This window comes from Phyllobacterium sp. 1468 (genome assembly GCF_031455525.1).
Lineage (GTDB): Bacteria > Pseudomonadota > Alphaproteobacteria > Rhizobiales > Rhizobiaceae > Phyllobacterium.
In genome coordinates this window covers 370879-386628 of sequence record NZ_JAVDSX010000005.1, presented here as the reverse complement: position 1 = coordinate 386628, position 15750 = coordinate 370879, and the positions used below count along the sequence as shown (strand labels likewise).

The 15750-nt window shown below is 53.8% G+C and carries 12 protein-coding genes; 1 reads left to right on the top strand and 11 read right to left on the bottom strand.

The window, feature by feature from the left end; all coding sequences use genetic code 11:
- Nucleotides 1-16: 16 nt before the first annotated feature.
- The 11 genes from J2X72_RS16490 to J2X72_RS16440 form a co-directional block, all read right to left on the bottom strand.
- Nucleotides 17-790 carry an SDR family oxidoreductase gene (locus tag J2X72_RS16490; protein WP_310073532.1) on the bottom strand — a complete coding sequence of 258 codons (774 nt, stop codon included), beginning with the start codon at nucleotides 788-790 and terminating at the stop codon, nucleotides 17-19.
- A complete protein-coding gene (hydA, locus tag J2X72_RS16485) occupies nucleotides 787-2220 on the bottom strand; it encodes a dihydropyrimidinase (RefSeq protein WP_310073529.1) in 1434 nt (477 codons plus the stop codon). Before hydA ends, J2X72_RS16490 begins: the two co-directional genes overlap by 4 nt.
- Nucleotides 2217-3446 (bottom strand): MFS transporter, encoded by a 1230-nt coding sequence (locus tag J2X72_RS16480; protein ID WP_310073527.1) that lies wholly within the window; start codon nucleotides 3444-3446, stop codon nucleotides 2217-2219. The genes hydA and J2X72_RS16480 overlap by 4 nt, the downstream gene beginning before the upstream one ends.
- Before the next feature lie 44 nt (nucleotides 3447-3490).
- Complete coding sequence (locus tag J2X72_RS16475) at nucleotides 3491-5545, bottom strand: ABC transporter ATP-binding protein (RefSeq protein ID WP_310073524.1); 2055 nt, start codon at nucleotides 5543-5545, stop codon at nucleotides 3491-3493.
- A 32-nt stretch (nucleotides 5546-5577) separates the two neighbouring features.
- Entirely contained in the window at nucleotides 5578-6453 is an 876-nt protein-coding gene (locus J2X72_RS16470; protein ID WP_310073522.1) for an ABC transporter permease, read from the bottom strand.
- A 3-nt stretch (nucleotides 6454-6456) separates the two neighbouring features.
- Nucleotides 6457-7470: an ABC transporter permease gene (locus tag J2X72_RS16465; RefSeq protein ID WP_310073520.1), complete on the bottom strand. Its 1014-nt coding sequence runs from the start codon at nucleotides 7468-7470 to the stop codon at nucleotides 6457-6459.
- 68 nt (nucleotides 7471-7538) lie between these two features.
- Nucleotides 7539-9209 (bottom strand): ABC transporter substrate-binding protein, encoded by a 1671-nt coding sequence (locus J2X72_RS16460; RefSeq protein WP_310073518.1) that lies wholly within the window; start codon nucleotides 9207-9209, stop codon nucleotides 7539-7541.
- Between the two features lie 200 nt (nucleotides 9210-9409).
- On the bottom strand, nucleotides 9410-10402 hold the full coding sequence (locus J2X72_RS16455) for a GlxA family transcriptional regulator (protein WP_310073516.1): 993 nt from the start codon (nucleotides 10400-10402) through the stop codon (nucleotides 9410-9412).
- 1037 nt (nucleotides 10403-11439) lie between these two features.
- Complete coding sequence (locus J2X72_RS16450) at nucleotides 11440-12363, bottom strand: hypothetical protein (protein ID WP_310073514.1); 924 nt, start codon at nucleotides 12361-12363, stop codon at nucleotides 11440-11442.
- Between the two features lie 44 nt (nucleotides 12364-12407).
- On the bottom strand, nucleotides 12408-13412 hold the full coding sequence (locus tag J2X72_RS16445; RefSeq protein WP_310073512.1) for a DGQHR domain-containing protein: 1005 nt from the start codon (nucleotides 13410-13412) through the stop codon (nucleotides 12408-12410).
- Between the two features lie 194 nt (nucleotides 13413-13606).
- Nucleotides 13607-14398: a hypothetical protein gene (locus J2X72_RS16440; RefSeq protein ID WP_310073510.1), complete on the bottom strand. Its 792-nt coding sequence runs from the start codon at nucleotides 14396-14398 to the stop codon at nucleotides 13607-13609.
- 328 nt (nucleotides 14399-14726) lie between these two features.
- On the opposite strand from J2X72_RS16440, the gene xerC reads away from it, so the two are divergent.
- The gene (gene xerC, locus J2X72_RS16435) at nucleotides 14727-15716 is read left to right on the top strand and encodes a site-specific integrase (protein ID WP_310073509.1); all 990 of its coding nucleotides are present in this window, start codon (nucleotides 14727-14729) and stop codon (nucleotides 15714-15716) included.
- The last annotated feature ends 34 nt before the right edge of the window (nucleotides 15717-15750 follow it).

Sequence of the window (15750 nt, the reverse complement as noted above, 5' to 3'; positions counted from 1 at the left end):
ATTGTGGCGAAGAGATTCACCGAGTTGCAAAACCACCATCAGCGAGCAAATCAGTGCCGGTAACGAAGGAGGCGTCCTGGGACAGAAGAAAGGCAGCAGCGGCGGCAATCTCACCGGGTTGCGCTATCCGGCCGAGCAGATGCGCGGGTCCGAGACCTTTATTGGCTGTCTCAAGATCGGGCCATCGTTGCAAAAGCCTAGAAGTAGCCACTGCCCCCGGAGATAGACTGTTCACGCGAATGCCGTCGCCGGCATGATCGACCGCCATGGCTTTGGCAAGATGGACGAGGCCTGCCTTGGCTGCGCAATAGGCTACAGCCTTTCCGGTCGCCACATGACCAAATTGGGACGCGACAAGCACTATCGATCCGCCCCCGCTGGAAATCATGAGTGGTACCGCGAATTTGCTGGCGATAAATGCGCCCGTCAGGGTAACGTCGATTTCCAGCCGCCATTGCTCTTCATCGAGATCGACGACGGTGCCATCGAGCGAAGGTGCCGCAGCATTGTGGACCAATCCATCAAGGCGCCCAAAATGATCAATAGCAGCGCTCATTGACCGGGCCATGGAACGTTGATCCGTCACATCACACTCGAGCGCCAAGGCACAAGAACCCAGTTCCGCAGCAAGTTTTGCGACGCTATCCGGCGAAGCGTCCGCGCAGACTGCGCTTCCTCCTTCGGCTATGCAGCGCCGCGCGATCGCTGCCCCGATACCGCTTGCAGCTCCAGTAATGAAGACCACTTTTCCGCCAAGCCTTTTCCCCGATTGATCTGGAATTTCCATCATGACGCAAGTGTCCGTGAAAGATCCTGCCGTGGTGAAAAGGGTCGTTCTCGCGCAATGAATTGCCCGCGACCAGGCGTGGACAAAACCTTGCCATCATTCCAAACCAGTTCCCCGCGCGAAATGGTCATGACGGGCCAGCCCCGCACCGTTTGACCTTCATAGGGTGTATGGTCCGTTGCATGATGCAACATCGCGTTGTTGATGGTGACTATTCGATCCGGATCCCAGATTGCCAAGTCTGCATCTGATCCGACCGCCATCGCTCCTTTCCGCGGATAGAGACCGAAGAGACGTGCCGGTGCTGTGGAAGTCAGCTCGACAAACTTCTGGAGAGAGATGCGGCCACCATTGACACCAGCCGAAAACAGCAGCGCAAGTCGCGTCTCAATGCCAGGAATGCCATTTGGAATCCGGTTAAACGGCGTATCAGGACCGCCAGCAATCTTGTCGGCATAGTTCCAGGGCGAATGATCGGATGAAAAAACTTCAAGGGTTCCGTCAAGTATCCCGTCCCAAATCGCCGGTTGATTGGACTTGTTACGGGGTGGCGGCGTACAGACGCATTTCGATCCGGACAGGTCATGAGTGTCGATGTCCTCAGCCGACAGGAATAGGTATTGCGGACAGGTTTCCGCGTAGATGGGCAACCCTCTGGCCCTGGCATTTCGGATTTCCTCCACCGCGCCGCCGGCGGCAACATGGCTGACCAGAATGGGAGTTTCGATCAGTTCCGACAAACTGATTGCACGATGGGTGGCCTCCCGATCTCCAATCTCTGAGTGAGCTTTCTCGTGGTAGCGTAGCTGCGTTTTGCGGGCTGCGATAAATTTCTCAGTGAGCCAGCGGATGCAAGCGTCGTTTTCCGCATGTACCATGACCATTGCGCCCTCTGACCTGGCAACATCGAGAACGTTCAGTACCTCATAATCATCGAGCTTCAGCCCGTCATATGTGAGGTAGATTTTCATCGAAGTGCAGCCTTCATTAATCAAGGCCGGGATCTCGTTCCTTAGAACCTCTACCGACGGATCACCGACAATCAAATGAATCCCATAGTCAATGTGAGCCTTCGGGCGGGCCCGATCGTGGTAGTCGAGGACGATGTCTCGCAGCGATTGACCGCGCATCTGCATGGCAAAGGGTATAACGGTCGTCGTGCCGCCGCACATTGCCGACAGCGTTCCGGTGTTGAAGTCATCAGCCGTGGCTTTGCCTTCCCAGGGCTGCTGATCCATATGGCAGTGGCTATCGACGCCGCCTGGGAGAACCAGCCGGCCTTCAGCCGATATTTCCGTATCTCCCTTAGGCAAATCTTTGCCAAGCGCCGCAATTTCCCCACCACGAATCCCAACATCAATTTCAAGGGTTTGATCTGGCAAGACGACCCTTCCACCCCGAATGACGAGCTCAAAATCAGATGCACTGCTCATTCGTTTACTCCTGAGGTTACACAACTCGATCCCCTGCTGGCGGGTATCACGGCGTGTCTGCGCATGAGATTGAAACTCGCTGCGATTGCTACAAGCGCTGCTCCGCTGCCCAGCATTACAAATAGCGCTTGCGGCGCTACATGTTCCATCAGACCGGCAGCCAAGCCGGGCGTCATGACGTTGCCGATGGAGTAGAGAAGGAGCAGTCCGCCGGATGCCGACACCATATGGCGGCTCTCAATCTGTGAATTGGCAAAGGCGATAGCAACGGGATAGATGGTCAAAGCCGTCGCTCCATAGGCGAAAAAAAGCACGAAGAGCAACGAAACATACCGATTGCCGGACCATACAATCCCGGCACACAGCAAGGCAGCAACACCCCCTTGCACCAGTAACATCAGACGGCGATCCAAGCGATCCGACAACCAGCCCACCGGGGCCTGGGCCAGCATACCGCCGATACTGAATGTTGTGACCAATGCAACAGTCGTGGCGGCAGAAAGGCCGATACGAACACCATATATCGGCGTCATTGCAAAGACATTCATATTGGTCATGCCGGCCTGGAAAACGCCAAGGATTGTCGCAGGCGCGAGGATAGCAAGTTTCCATAGACCATAGCGCTGTTTAGCTGGCGCGATCGTCAATGGATCAGGTTGAGGTTCCCAGGCTGGCAATACTGGCCAGTAAGCGGCAATGAATTTGCAATAAACCAGACCAGCAACGAACGTCGTTGTCGCAATGAGGAACAGGTGCGGTGAATGCGGTCCGGCCACTTCGATCATCAATTGGCCGAACAGGACCGCAAGCGAGGTCATCAGCATATAGAGCGCAAGATAGGTGCCTCGATGGCGCTGGTCGGCGTAAAGATTGATCCAGCTCTCTGAAACGATGAACAGCGCTGCCATCGACAGACCATTCACCAGACGAAGACCCACCCACACGGGCATGAATATTGTCAGGGTAAAACCCGCTGTCGCCAGCGCCGCAAGCAAAGAAACCAGGAGAAAGGTCCTCTGATGGCCAAATTTGGCAACAAGAAACCGCGTCACGAGGCAACCGGCCAGACATCCCACCGGGAATGCGGTCAACACAATCTGGACCACGCGCGGGTTTATCTCCGGATTGCTCAAATGAAGTGAAACTGCTGTCGTCAGCAAGCCGTTGCCGGTGCCAATGATGCATATACTGAACAGAATCGGGAAAATGGCGCGGGACCGGGCCACTTTCTGCCAGAGTCTTGTTCCGGATGCCGACGGTTGAGTCACAATTATGCACACCCTTGCGCTGATACGCCGAATGGAGATGGGGTGGTGCGCAGCTCGTCAGCGTCGATATGGCAGGCAATCTCATGTGTGTCTGACATTTTTCGTAGTGGAGGCGGCGCGGAATCACATACTGCGCCGACCCTTCGGTGGCAGCGGGTCGCAAATCGGCAGCCGGCGGGAACATTGATCGGACTTGGTGTATCACCCGTCAAATGGACACGATCGCGCCTCTTCTCATCCGGATTGGGGCTGCGGATCGCCGAAATCAGAGCTTCGGTGTAGGGATGCGTACCACCGCCAAACACCTCTTCGACAGTTCCCTGCTCCATGACCTTGCCAAGGTACATGACAACAACTTTGTCAGCGACATGCCTGACCAACGCCAGGTCGTGGCTGATAAACAGCATCGTCGATTGTCTCTCCCGCTGGATATCGAGAAGAAGCGTAACAATGGCCGCTTGGACGGATACATCGAGAGCTGAGACAGGTTCATCAGCAACGATGAGTGCCGGATCGGCTGCGAAGGCACGGGCGATTGCAATTCTCTGCTTCTGCCCACCGGAGAGCTGATTTGGCTTGCGGTTGGCGATCGCAGGCGACAGCCGCACCATTTCAAGAAGCTCGCGAACGCGCTCTTCGACCGCGGCCTTGCCCTTGCGGATGCCGAACTTTTTGATGGAACGGCGGATCGAGAATGCCGCAGAATGGGACGGATTGAGGGTACTGTCCGGATTCTGGAAAATCATCTGGATGGATTGCAGAAGGTGGCGAGGCCGGTCTTTCGCCTGAATTTCCGCAACGTTTTCGCCAGCTATCCGAACCTCTCCCGAAGTGGCCCGGTCAAGTCCCGTGACGATGCGAGCCAAGGTTGACTTCCCACAACCGGACTCGCCAACGAGAGCGACAATCTCGGCCTTCGCCGCGTTGAATGAGACTGATTCATTCGCCTTCAGGGTTCTATCCCCGCCCAGCTTGTAAACTTTGGTCAGATCAGAAACCGCCACAGCTTCTATTTGAACCTGAGCCTCGCCAATCTGCGCAAGTTGGGCAGGTTGGGAACGTTTCATATCCCTCCAGCGAATGCAGCGAACCATATGATCACCGCCGATATCTTCAAGCGCGAGATCCGGCCTATCACACAGACCGGCCGTAAACCCTGTACAGCGCGGTGCGAAGAAACAGCCGACGGGCCGTTCTTGTGGCAACGGGATATGCCCGGGGATAGCGGCAAGCGACCGGCTGCGCTTGTCATGGGTTATATCGGGGATGCAATCGATCAAGCCCTGCGTATAGGGATGGCGTGGTCTGCGAAAGAGATCCCCGGTGGGGCCTTCTTCCACCATTTCGCCCGAATACATAATGCCAACCCGGTCGCAGGTCTCCGCAATCAATCCAAGATTGTGCGAGATGAACAAGAGACTTGTGGAATAGCGGGACCGCAATTCACCGATCAGATCAATAACCGCCGCTTCCACGGTAACGTCGAGGCCGGTTGTCGGCTCATCTAGAAGCAATAAGGACGGGCGCGCCAGGAGCGCCATAGCGATAACCACGCGCTGTTGTTGACCGCCCGAAAGTTGGTGCGGATAGCGCTTGAGCATATCGCTGGTGTCAGGCAAACGTACATCTGCAAGCATGGCGGCAGCCATTTCCATGGCCTCCGTGCGGGACACTCCCAGATGCAGAAGCGGCACTTCTGCAAGTTGGGATCCAATTGTTTTAACCGGATTGAGTGCGCTCATCGGGTCTTGATAGACCATGGCAATCTGACGGCCCCTGATTGCCCGCAACTCTCTCGCACTTGCGCCTACGAGTTCCTTGCCTTCGAAGCGGATGCTGCCACCGGCGATCACACCCGTGTTGCCGAGATACCCCATGATGGCCATGGCAGTCGTGCTCTTGCCGCAACCGGATTCACCGACGAGACCATAACTTTCCCCTGCCTTGACGCTAAACGACAGGGTGGGAACGGCCACCACGGTCTCGCTTTTGCCGTGAAACTCGATCCTCAGATCGTTGATATCAAGAACGGTATCGGACTGTGAACTGCCGGACATAGCCGCTCCCTTAGGGTTGGATACGATCAGGTTCATGGTTTCCAAGCCTCTCTCATGCCATCAGCGAGCAGGTTAAAGCCAAGTACAAGACTGACGAGGGCTGCGGAGGGGATCAGGGACATCAACGGCCAGACATTGAGAACCGTTACGCTCTCCTTGACCATCCCGCCCCAGTCCGGATTGGGGGGCGGTAGTCCAAGACCGAGGAAGCCAAGAATGCCAATAGTGATGATCGTATAACCAATGCGCAAACAGGCATCGACGATCAACATGCTGCGGCAGTTGGGGAGGAGTTCGACCAGCATGATATAAAGCGCGTTCTCTGCTCGCAGCCGCGCCGCCGCAATGTATTCCTGCTCCTTGAGGCCGAGCACCAAACCGCGCGTGATGCGCCCTATACCGGGGGCCGATGCGATTGTTGTCGCGATCACGATGTTCATGACAGAAGGCCCGATATTCGCGATCAGAATGACGTAGATGACCAGCACGGGGAAAGCGAGGATAATGTCGGAAAACCGGCTGATGACGGTGTCGATCCAGCCACCGTAATAACCGGCGAGCATGCCCATCGTAATTCCGACAATCATGGCCACGGCCACAGAAAGCGGGGCAACCGACAGCACCGTTCTTGCACCGAAGATCAGCCGGGCCAATATGTCCCGTCCCAGGATATCAGTGCCCAGCCAATGAGCCGCGGAAGGATATGGATTGCCCATGGCCATAACATCGGAATCCGTTGGAGACGGCAAAGGCAGAACGGGGGCCAGCACGGCCGCGGCAATCCAGAACGTGACGAGAAACAGGCCGATGAGAGCTGTGCGCGAATAAAAGATCCGCATCCAGTTGGACCGTGCTTGACGTTTTATACGGGCTACCTGAACTGCATCCGGAATATCTAGAGTTGCCATGATTTACCTCACCCGGATGCGTGGATCTAGCAGCATATAACCGAGGTCACCCAGCAGCTGCGTTACGACGGCAATGGCGACAGTGATCAGCGTTGCCGCCTCGAGAGTTGAGATATCGCCGAACAGGCTGGCTTCGAGTATCAATCGGCCAAAGCCCGGATATGCAAAGACGAGCTCGGTCACGACCACGCCGCTGATGAGAAAGTTGATCTGGAGGAGCAGTACAGTGAACGGTGCTATCATCGCATTGCGCAGGGCATGACCGAGGATCACACGACGTGTGCTCATGCCTTTCAGCACTGCGGTGCGAATATAGGGCCGTTCCATTACAGCGATCATCGAAACGCGGATCATCCGGGCGACGTATCCGAAATCGTAGATCACCAGCACAGCTACGGGCAGCACGAACTGGTAAGGAATCGCCCAACCTCCGTCACTGTTCAAGGGACTCGTCCCGGGTAGTATCGGCCAGAGAATGACGAAAAGCGTGACCAGAAAGACGCCGGAAGCGAATTCTGGAATTGATGTGAAGGTGATGCATATCACCGACAGAATCCTGTCGAGGGGTCCTCCTTCCTTCAGCCCCGACAGGATGCCAAAAATAATCGAAAGGGGCACGATGAGGAGAAAGGCGAGACCGGCGAGAATCGCGGTATTGCCCAGCCTGTTCCAAATCACGTCGTTGACAGGCAGCTTGTTGAGGGTCGAATAGCCAAAGTTGCCAAAATATTGCGAGCCGCGCGGATCTTTGAAATTCAGGCCAGTGCTCGGGTCCTGCAGCGGATCAGGGATAGCCCCAACGAGAACACCGAGCCAACGTCCATAACGTACGACAAGCGGATCGTTTGCCTTCAGCTTTTCCGTCAGCAAGTCGACCTGCTGTTGCGTCGCGAAAGGTCCAAGAGATTTGCGTGCGACGCTGCCGGGTGTGTATTCACAGACTGCGAAGACCAGAAAGGAGGCGCAGAGCATTGTCAGCAACATCATTGCCAATCGGTTGAGCAGGAATTTTACCATGTCATCGTTCCATCGCCATCAGCACTGTCCCCGGTCGCACGTTCGCGACTGGGGATGGCACGGAGGATTTACGCCGCGATCGCGTATTGATGCGCGAAGATATATTGCGAGGGGTGGAGTTCGAAGCCCTGGACCTTCTTGTCCATGACGGTCGAGAAGATGCGCCAGAAGGGTTGAACGATCGGCCCGTCATCTTGCATGATCGCCTCGATCTTCGCCATGACCTTGCTGCGCTCTTTCGGATCAAGAATCCCCTCTGCCTGGGTCAGCAGTTGGTCGAATTCGGCGTTGGAATAATGAGATTCGTTCCAGGCCGCATTCGAGCGATAAGCAAGCGATAGCGTCATGATGGCGAGGGGGCGATGGCCCCAGGCCGTCAAACTGAAGGGCGCCGTAGTCCAAACTTCCCAATATTGAGCGCTTGGCAGCGACTTGATATTGATGGTGACCCCTATATCCTTGAATTGCTCTGCAAGAACCTGTGCCGTATTCAACTCCCAGATAGGATCTGGACGGGTTACCATGTCAAATTCGAATCCCTCCGGATATCCTGCATCGGCAAGCAGCTTCTTCGCCTTTTCGATGTCGCGAGGAAATTTCGCAAGGGCCGCATATTCGGGATGGGACGGAGCAACGTGATGATCCTCCGCAGGCGTACCGGCTCCAAGAAGTGATGTCTGAATAATCTTTTCCCGGTCAATCGCGTAGCGCATGGCCTGGCGAACCCGCTTGTCCTTGAACTGCTCGGCATCTGGATGCATACGGGCAACAACAGTCTGAGTGGTTTCGACCTTATAGACTGCGACGTGCGGGAAGTTTTTCATTGCATTGACCTGGACAGCATCGGCTTCCGACAGACCGTCCACTTGCCTTGAAGCGACGGCAGCGATCCCCGCTCCGGGATTGTCGCCAAGATCGACATATTCAAACGTATCGAGATAGGGACCTGTACCCCAGTAGTCGCTGCGGGCCTTGTATTTCGCGCCCTTGCCAACCGTGTAGTCAACGATCTCGAAGGGACCTGTGCCATTGGCATCGGCGCCGAAAGCGCCGTTCTCGGCCGGATCGAGGATGAACATTGGATAGTGGTAAAGATGTTCTGGAACAGCGATTTGCGGGGCAAAGCAGTTTAGGCGGACGGTAGCGTCGTCGACCTTTTCTATAGCGTTCTCTGCCCAGAGTTTGCTCGACTTCTTGGGATTTCCCTTCTCGTCTTTCTCGCCGCCGTCATATTCCTGTACGAGATAACCGGTGAACAAGCCCAGCATTGACGATCCGATTGCCGGATCGCAGACACGCTTCAAATTCCAGACGACATCGTCTGCCGTCAATACCTTGCCACCCTTGCGCCATTTGACGTCTTTTCGAATGTGCAGCGTCCAGGTCTTGAGGTCGTCGCTGACCTCCCACTTTTCTAGAAGATACGGATGGGTGATGTTGTTGCGATCGGTCAAGGTCAAATATTCACAGACCTGGCGGATGACATTTGATTTCTCAGCAAAGTCGGCCAGGTGCGGATCTTTGATTTCCATACAGCGCATGCCGATACGCAGATTGCCGCCTTTGGGCATGTCTTCTGCCCTTGCGACGCTCGATTCGGAAATACCGGCAAGCGAATAGGCAGCGGCGGCTGACATGCCAAGAAGGGTGGCCTTACGCAAAAAATCTCGGCGACTGATGCCCCTGCTCGCGAGGTCGGCAATCAGCGTGGGTATATAGGGATGCTCATCTGTGTCCATGATCGCTATCTCCTCTTGATCACTAACGGTTCCGTTTTTTGTAAGCCACGGCGACGTTGCTACCCCGGCCTGCCTCGTTGCGAACTTCTGTCCGTCTCTTGGGCTTCGGATAATCTAAGAGCGATTTACATGGCGATATATGCACCGACTCGACGCTCTCTATGCGTGAAGCGACATAGTCATGCCAACAGTATGTCGCCCTACCTGTGGTTCTCTCGCCTGGTTACGGCAGGACTTTCCTTGAAGTGACGCCGATAGAAGCGGCTGAAGTGCGAAGCAGATTCGTAGCCGCAGATGTCGGCGATAGTATTGATTGCAAGCTCGGTATTGATCAGCAATTCCCTTGCACGCAGCAGCCGCAGTTCAATGTAAAATTTTGAGGGGCTCTTATTGAAGCTGGATTGAAAGAGTCGTTCGAGCTGGCGAACGGACATCGTAACGCTATTGGCCAGCTGCGCAATTTCGATCGGATCGTTTAGTGTCGCCTCCATGCGGCGTATGACAAAACCGAGTTTGGGATTTCGGATGCCGAACCGGTCCAAAGCATCCATTCTTTGCACATCGCTTTGCCGGCGAATACGGGGATGATTGAATTGATCGGAAATTTGCGAGGCCAGATCCCGGCCTTCAACGGCGGCGATCAAATATAGCATCATGTCAAGTGTGACGGTACCGCCGGAAGATGTGAGGAACCGGCCATCGATGGCAAATATATCGTCAGTCGCCAGACAATTCGGAAATTCGGCGCGAAAACTTGCAAGGGATTCCCAATGAACCGCACACCGTCGTCCTTCCAGCAGGCCTGCTTTCGCGAGAAAAAAGACAGCCGTGCTGACGGCACCAAGGATACATCCTTCAGAGTAAATCCGCCGCAGCCAAGCGAATATATTGGAATCGTAAGCATCCGTGTAATTGATTCCGGCGCACAATAATACAACGTCACAGCGCGATGCTCCTAACATTGACGCATCCGCATCGAACCCAAGTCCACTGCTCGACTTGACGTGACCACCGTCGGCGGAGATTAACAACCATTCAAAAGCAGTCTTCTTGGCCAGTCTATTTCCCTGCCGCAGGGAATCCAGCGCAGCGGAAAAGGTCATGAGCGGAAAATCCGGTATGAGAAAGAAGCCGATACGGATTGGACGATCGGCCTGGGCAAGCTGGTCGAAGGAAACAATTTGCTTGGGCATTTATCGATCCTGTCCCTGAAGAGCATCCTGCACGATGTGACTCTTCTGAACTCCACATTGGCACAGTTAGAAAATATACCCGGTACCCTTACTGTTTGAATAGATCAGCGCTTCCCGTTGGCAGTTGCCCAGGCAAGAGACATGCCCGGGCTATCTGCCGGAAAATTCGTGCGGAATCGATCTGGCCATCGAGACGTAAACACCGATACCCTCTAAAAGCTCGCCGACACGCTGACGGGCTTGCGAAGCTGTCGCGAGCCCATGGGTGACGATTGGTCCTGCAATCGCCTGGCCGGGATGTACGGATTGAGACTTTCGAGATGCGCACACCACGCTGGATACACCGCGAGATTGTGGCTTACTGCAACCCGCGCCCGCGCGGCTGGCGACCCCCGCGATGAGGGTGGGATATCCGCGGCGGAACGGTGCACGATGCGGCGGACCCGTTCCGGGCGGCCGAACCCGCCGCGAGCACGATGCGAGAGCGGCGCGGGCAAACCGTTAAACAGCCTGCCTTTTTCGGTCATACAGGGTCAGAGAGCAAATGGTGGGCCCGGAGGGCCCATCAACCTTATTGATTTTATTACATAATTTTAGGGCCGCCCTCTGAAATGTTTCCATAGTGTTCCGATACGGCCCTAGCGCCGCAAACGGCCCAATGCCGAACTTCAATCGGAAATGGCTCAAAGCGAAGCCGCGATCGACACTCTTTCTGCCAAGATGTTCTTGGACAGTTTCAAACAGGCTCTTATCGCTACTGATCTGGCGCCTGTTGACAAAATGTGGCAGCCGAATCTTTTTTTAACTAGTGTTTCCATGCCGCGCTGTGTCACGTAATCGGTAATTGCGATTAAATAAATCCACCATCCTTAACGAGCAGGTTGGGATGCGCCGAAGAAACAATTGGTTTTACCATTGAAGGAGCATCTAGGACTTTGGAGAGATCACTGCCGACGAATTCATCCCAGTGGCATCCCGCCGTGAAGTTGAGAACCTTGTCTACGAGAGGCTGTCACTTGGACTAAGACAGTGGCTCTTTACGGAAGCGCCGTCGCAAGTCTCCGCCACTTCTGCCCAAATGCACTGTTTGCGGTTGATCTTACCGCGACGAGATCAGACAGTTCGACGTTGAGACAAGCGAGGAAGCGCGTAGTACTTACGAACGCTCCGACCGGATCTTTTCGTTTGGATCGATCGAGCCTTATGGTAGTAGTGTCTGACAGGGCGGCTGCCTCATCGAGTACGTCAAGAATTTTCGCTCGTCCTGGAATGGGGAACCACGCGTCATATTTGTGCTGGTAGTTGATTTCATTACGCATTCCAGAGAGCCAGACGCCCGATTCAGAGCCGCCGGCCTTGATCACATCCGTAAGCTCACCAGCCGTCGCGAAAAAGTCTTGAGCATCCACTGCACCATTCGCGACGGCGTCCTTGGCGACGTCTCCTAAGAAATCGCAAAACAGTCGCCAGAAACCATCATGAACGCCTGCGCCCTCTGGTGCAGGCTTGAGAGTTATGGATGCCAAGCCAGGTGAGCTTGGATCGGCAACGAGCCGGAAGACATACGCACCGCCCTTCAGCTTAGCCGTGTTCGGATCGTAAAGCTTCAACACTTCAGTAAGGTATGAGGCACTTGGTCCATCAATCTTTACTACGCCGGAACCAAGCGCCCGCATCACCGCATGCGCTGCAAAGAAAGACGCATAGTAAAGCTTCAGTAGCGGCCACCCCGCCAATTGATGCGATGTTCTTTCAAGGAGCGCCACCGAAAACGACTCTCGGCTCGACAGCGCAAAGCGCTCGAAATCATGGTTAGCAAATGGCACAAAGTTACGAACATCAACGCGTTCAAGTGATATGGCCGCATTCGCATTGGTGTCAGCAGGTTGGTATCCACCTCCTCTAATCCAACCATGGAATCCTGTGGTCTGAGCAGCTTCCTGGCCGATCCGAGGAAGCATAAGTCTACTGAGATGCGAGGCTAACGAAACCATTCCGACACGGCCTACAAGGTGAGCTTGCTCCGTAGACGTTCCTCAAAATAGTCCCTGAGGGTTGTCCAGCTCGTCCCCGTAGACTCAAGCCGCTTCATCGGAAGATTTGCGAATACAGGCGAGACTATCTCTTGGAAGTTCGCTGCAGTGTATTGGGACCCGAAACGGTCAACAACTCGTTGTGCCACCGGCCGGAAGAAGGCCATAAGCGCCCTAAAAACAACTGGCTTTACAAGCAGTGAAATCGAAGTCCGCTTACCTAGTTCGGCCGATACAGCAGTAAGATATGCGTTCAGGATCGTGTAAATATCGTGGGTTTCTCGCCCGGCGAACAATGGGAGCAGCGGCTTCACAGCGTTGTTAAATGTTACCCGTGTGATTTTCGACCTAGACGCTTCCGCAGCGGATAGTAAGCCCGCCATCACACTGCCGATCTCTTGGTCAAAGAAATCGAACACATCCCGTAGGATCTCCTCGGATTCTGTCTCCGACTCAGCAAGTTGTTTGATATCCAGAAGTAGATGCGACGGGACAGGCCGTTGTTTCGTGTTGATGTCAATGAAAAGCCTTGTCTCTTCCTTCCGTGAGAGCCCGTTGTAAATCACGACAGGCACACGAAGAGATGTCCGCGCTTTGGAAAAGCCATATACACGATGTTGCCCATCAAGGATTAGGAAGGCCGCTTTGTCTTTAGTAAATTCCAGAGTCTTTCCTCTGCCAACGATCTTCAAATGTGCGCTGGGTTGTGCGGACAGCACTATTGAGTTTGGAATGGTGCCCATATCTTCATCGATATAATTCGCGATTTCCATCGCGCGCTTCTCGTCCAGCTCCCGTTGAAAGCCCTGTATAGGGTCTTCTTTTCGAGTTGTGACCACGCAAGTTTGGGCGAGGATTTCACTTGGCATCGTAAGAGTATAGAACTGGTGCCGACCTTGTTTCACTAAGCTCACGCTATAGCGCAGTCGATCTGTATCATTCAGTGAGGCTGTTCCTTTTTCCAAATCCTCAACCACTCATCACCTATCTCTTTTGTTCAGTGCTTCAAGGCAAGTAGTTGCATGATTCCTTGTCCTTTCCAATCATGGGAGGACCAATAGTTCTCAGTCTTTAGCACATGTATTGGATAAGGTGCTCCAAGGGGCTATTTGACTTTAGTAGGTCTGGTTTTTCCGGTTGGGCCATCGATCGGAATTTTGACGCGATAACCCTATAGGCCATTTTCCAAGATAGCGATGATTTTCTTCGCCTCGTCGACGGAAGTGGGGTCAGGCTTCTCCCCGAATACCTCCTCCGTCCAGCCTGCATAGGTTTCGATGTAGTGGACCCGTGCCTTGTAGTCAGACAGGCTGTTTGGTGGGAAAAACCGCATTATGGAGAACCCCGCGACCACCGAACACTGAACCAGTTCCTGTACGCACGCCTCAAGAAGTGATGGCACCAGAAACGGTCCCATGTGTGCATCACCGTTTGACTCGGATCTGAGCATGGTGAACCCAGCAAACGATGGATGGCCACATAGGACGCAGAGACGTTTATAGTGTGCTTCACGCTTCTTCTCTTTAAATCCGTCGCGCTTATCTAGTTTATCTCTCACCAAACCAGGACGAAAGACATTCTGGCGTTTGTCTTCCGGCGTGACCTTCCATATTTGGACCAGTGCGGGATCTGTCTTGAGGTAGTCAATCAGCCATCCGGTTTCGAGTACATATCGTATCTGTAGACCGGACGCTTGATAGTAGCCGCCAAACATTAATTTGAGACCGGACGCTATTGAGTTGAAGACACTCGCACTCAACAGCGCAACAATCAATTGGTCCTCACTCATGTCCGGCGTGTTTTTGCGAACGTATTGAAGCATGTCCATGCAGGTCTGGATCATTGAGACATGCATATACATAGCGTTGCTCGCCTCTATGATCTCGACAGACTTCTGGCGCAAATCCTCTTCGCCAGCGTGCAAGAGCGAAAGATTTTCAGGTATAGCTTTGTCATTATCCATCGCCGGGTAGTATCATAGCCGCAGCGCGAAATCTAACGGCGTGGCCGAGCGCTTTGATCTTGCATATGTTGTAGCCGGGTCGGCGACCCTATGCTCCGATCTCCGTTTTGCTATCACGATCCCCTCATCATCCTTGCGCGTTGCTCGATGGTCGTACGCAAGCCTTGTAAGATGGCCTGCGAACCAACCGATCCGCTGCAATCCAACGTACAAAAATTTGGAGAAGCGAAGCAACATTTACAACCTAATAGATTATATTTGCAATTATTACTTCATTAAGAAGATTATTCTAATCATATATCTAATTTAACCGACTCGGATGATAAAAATGAATCGAACTATTACAAATAAACCTTCGATAAAAACTGAAAAAACATTTATGATGGCGTATGAAATACTCCGACGCAGTGCAAAATGGCAAACATACGATCAGTTGACGATAAAGAAGAACTCCAACCTAATCGAGTTGTTCCTCGCACGACACGTTTCGCCGCCTGACAATTGCCAAACGTGGTCCGAAACTCCAGTCACTCATCTACGGCGCCATCACCTTATGGAATTGCTCGCAGAGAACAGAATGACGCCGCATAAAGGCAAGCACCTCCTTGTCGCTATCCGCAAGCTTATTTTTGTTGCCTTGGAATTTGAATGGATAGCAACGGACCCTTCTTACAAGATTGAGTGGAGGCCGGCCTACAAAGGTAGAAAAGCCTGGACGATCGACGCGCGTCAAAGATTCGAGGCTTATCATCCAATTGGAAGCGCGGCGCGCACCTGTTACGGATTGGCAATCTGGCTAGGCAATAGACGGGGCGATATCGCTAACTTGCGCTGGGACGATCTGGTCACGGTTGAGGTGGAACTGGAAGGCCATATTGAGGAGATTACTGGCTTCGAGTTCAGACAACGGAAAAACCGAAAACGAACTGGAGGCAAACTACTCTTCATACCCATGACACCTATGCTAGCCGAAATCCTTCATCCGCTGGACAGGTCCAAGCCCACTATCCTTGTTACCGGGTACGGCAATCCGTTTTCAGAAAAGTCGCTTACCGGCATGATGGCGCATTGGACTAAACAGGCGGGTTTGGATTCTGGATATACCCTTCACGGGCTCCGTAAGTCGTTGGGAAAGATGCTGGCGGAAGGTGGCGCAACCACCAGAGAACTCATGGAAGCGCTTGGTCACCAAGATATAGCCCACGCTGAATTGTATTCCCGCGAGGCGAATCAAAAGCTGCTTGCTGCGCAAGCAATGAAAAAACTGACGATCGGCGAGCTGCGAAGGCGATCTCGGACTCGAAGCAGCGAAGAATGATGCGCCCTCGAATGTCGATTGACTGCTTGAAAAA

What these genes read in the sequence shown, in the direction of transcription:
- J2X72_RS16490 (WP_310073532.1), bottom strand. Translation starts at nt 790, where the DNA reads ATGATGGAAATTCCAGATCAATCGGGGAAAAGGCTTGGCGGAAAAGTG.
- hydA (WP_310073529.1), bottom strand. Translation starts at nt 2,220, where the DNA reads ATGAGCAGTGCATCTGATTTTGAGCTCGTCATTCGGGGTGGAAGGGTC.
- J2X72_RS16475 (WP_310073524.1), bottom strand. Translation starts at nt 5,545, where the DNA reads ATGTCCGGCAGTTCACAGTCCGATACCGTTCTTGATATCAACGATCTG.
- J2X72_RS16470 (WP_310073522.1), bottom strand. Translation starts at nt 6,453, where the DNA reads ATGGCAACTCTAGATATTCCGGATGCAGTTCAGGTAGCCCGTATAAAA.
- J2X72_RS16465 (WP_310073520.1), bottom strand. Translation starts at nt 7,470, where the DNA reads ATGGTAAAATTCCTGCTCAACCGATTGGCAATGATGTTGCTGACAATG.
- J2X72_RS16460 (WP_310073518.1), bottom strand. Translation starts at nt 9,209, where the DNA reads ATGGACACAGATGAGCATCCCTATATACCCACGCTGATTGCCGACCTC.
- J2X72_RS16455 (WP_310073516.1), bottom strand. Translation starts at nt 10,402, where the DNA reads ATGCCCAAGCAAATTGTTTCCTTCGACCAGCTTGCCCAGGCCGATCGT.
- J2X72_RS16450 (WP_310073514.1), bottom strand. Translation starts at nt 12,363, where the DNA reads ATGCTTCCTCGGATCGGCCAGGAAGCTGCTCAGACCACAGGATTCCAT.
- J2X72_RS16440 (WP_310073510.1), bottom strand. Translation starts at nt 14,398, where the DNA reads ATGGATAATGACAAAGCTATACCTGAAAATCTTTCGCTCTTGCACGCT.
- xerC (WP_310073509.1), top strand. Translation starts at nt 14,727, where the DNA reads ATGAATCGAACTATTACAAATAAACCTTCGATAAAAACTGAAAAAACA.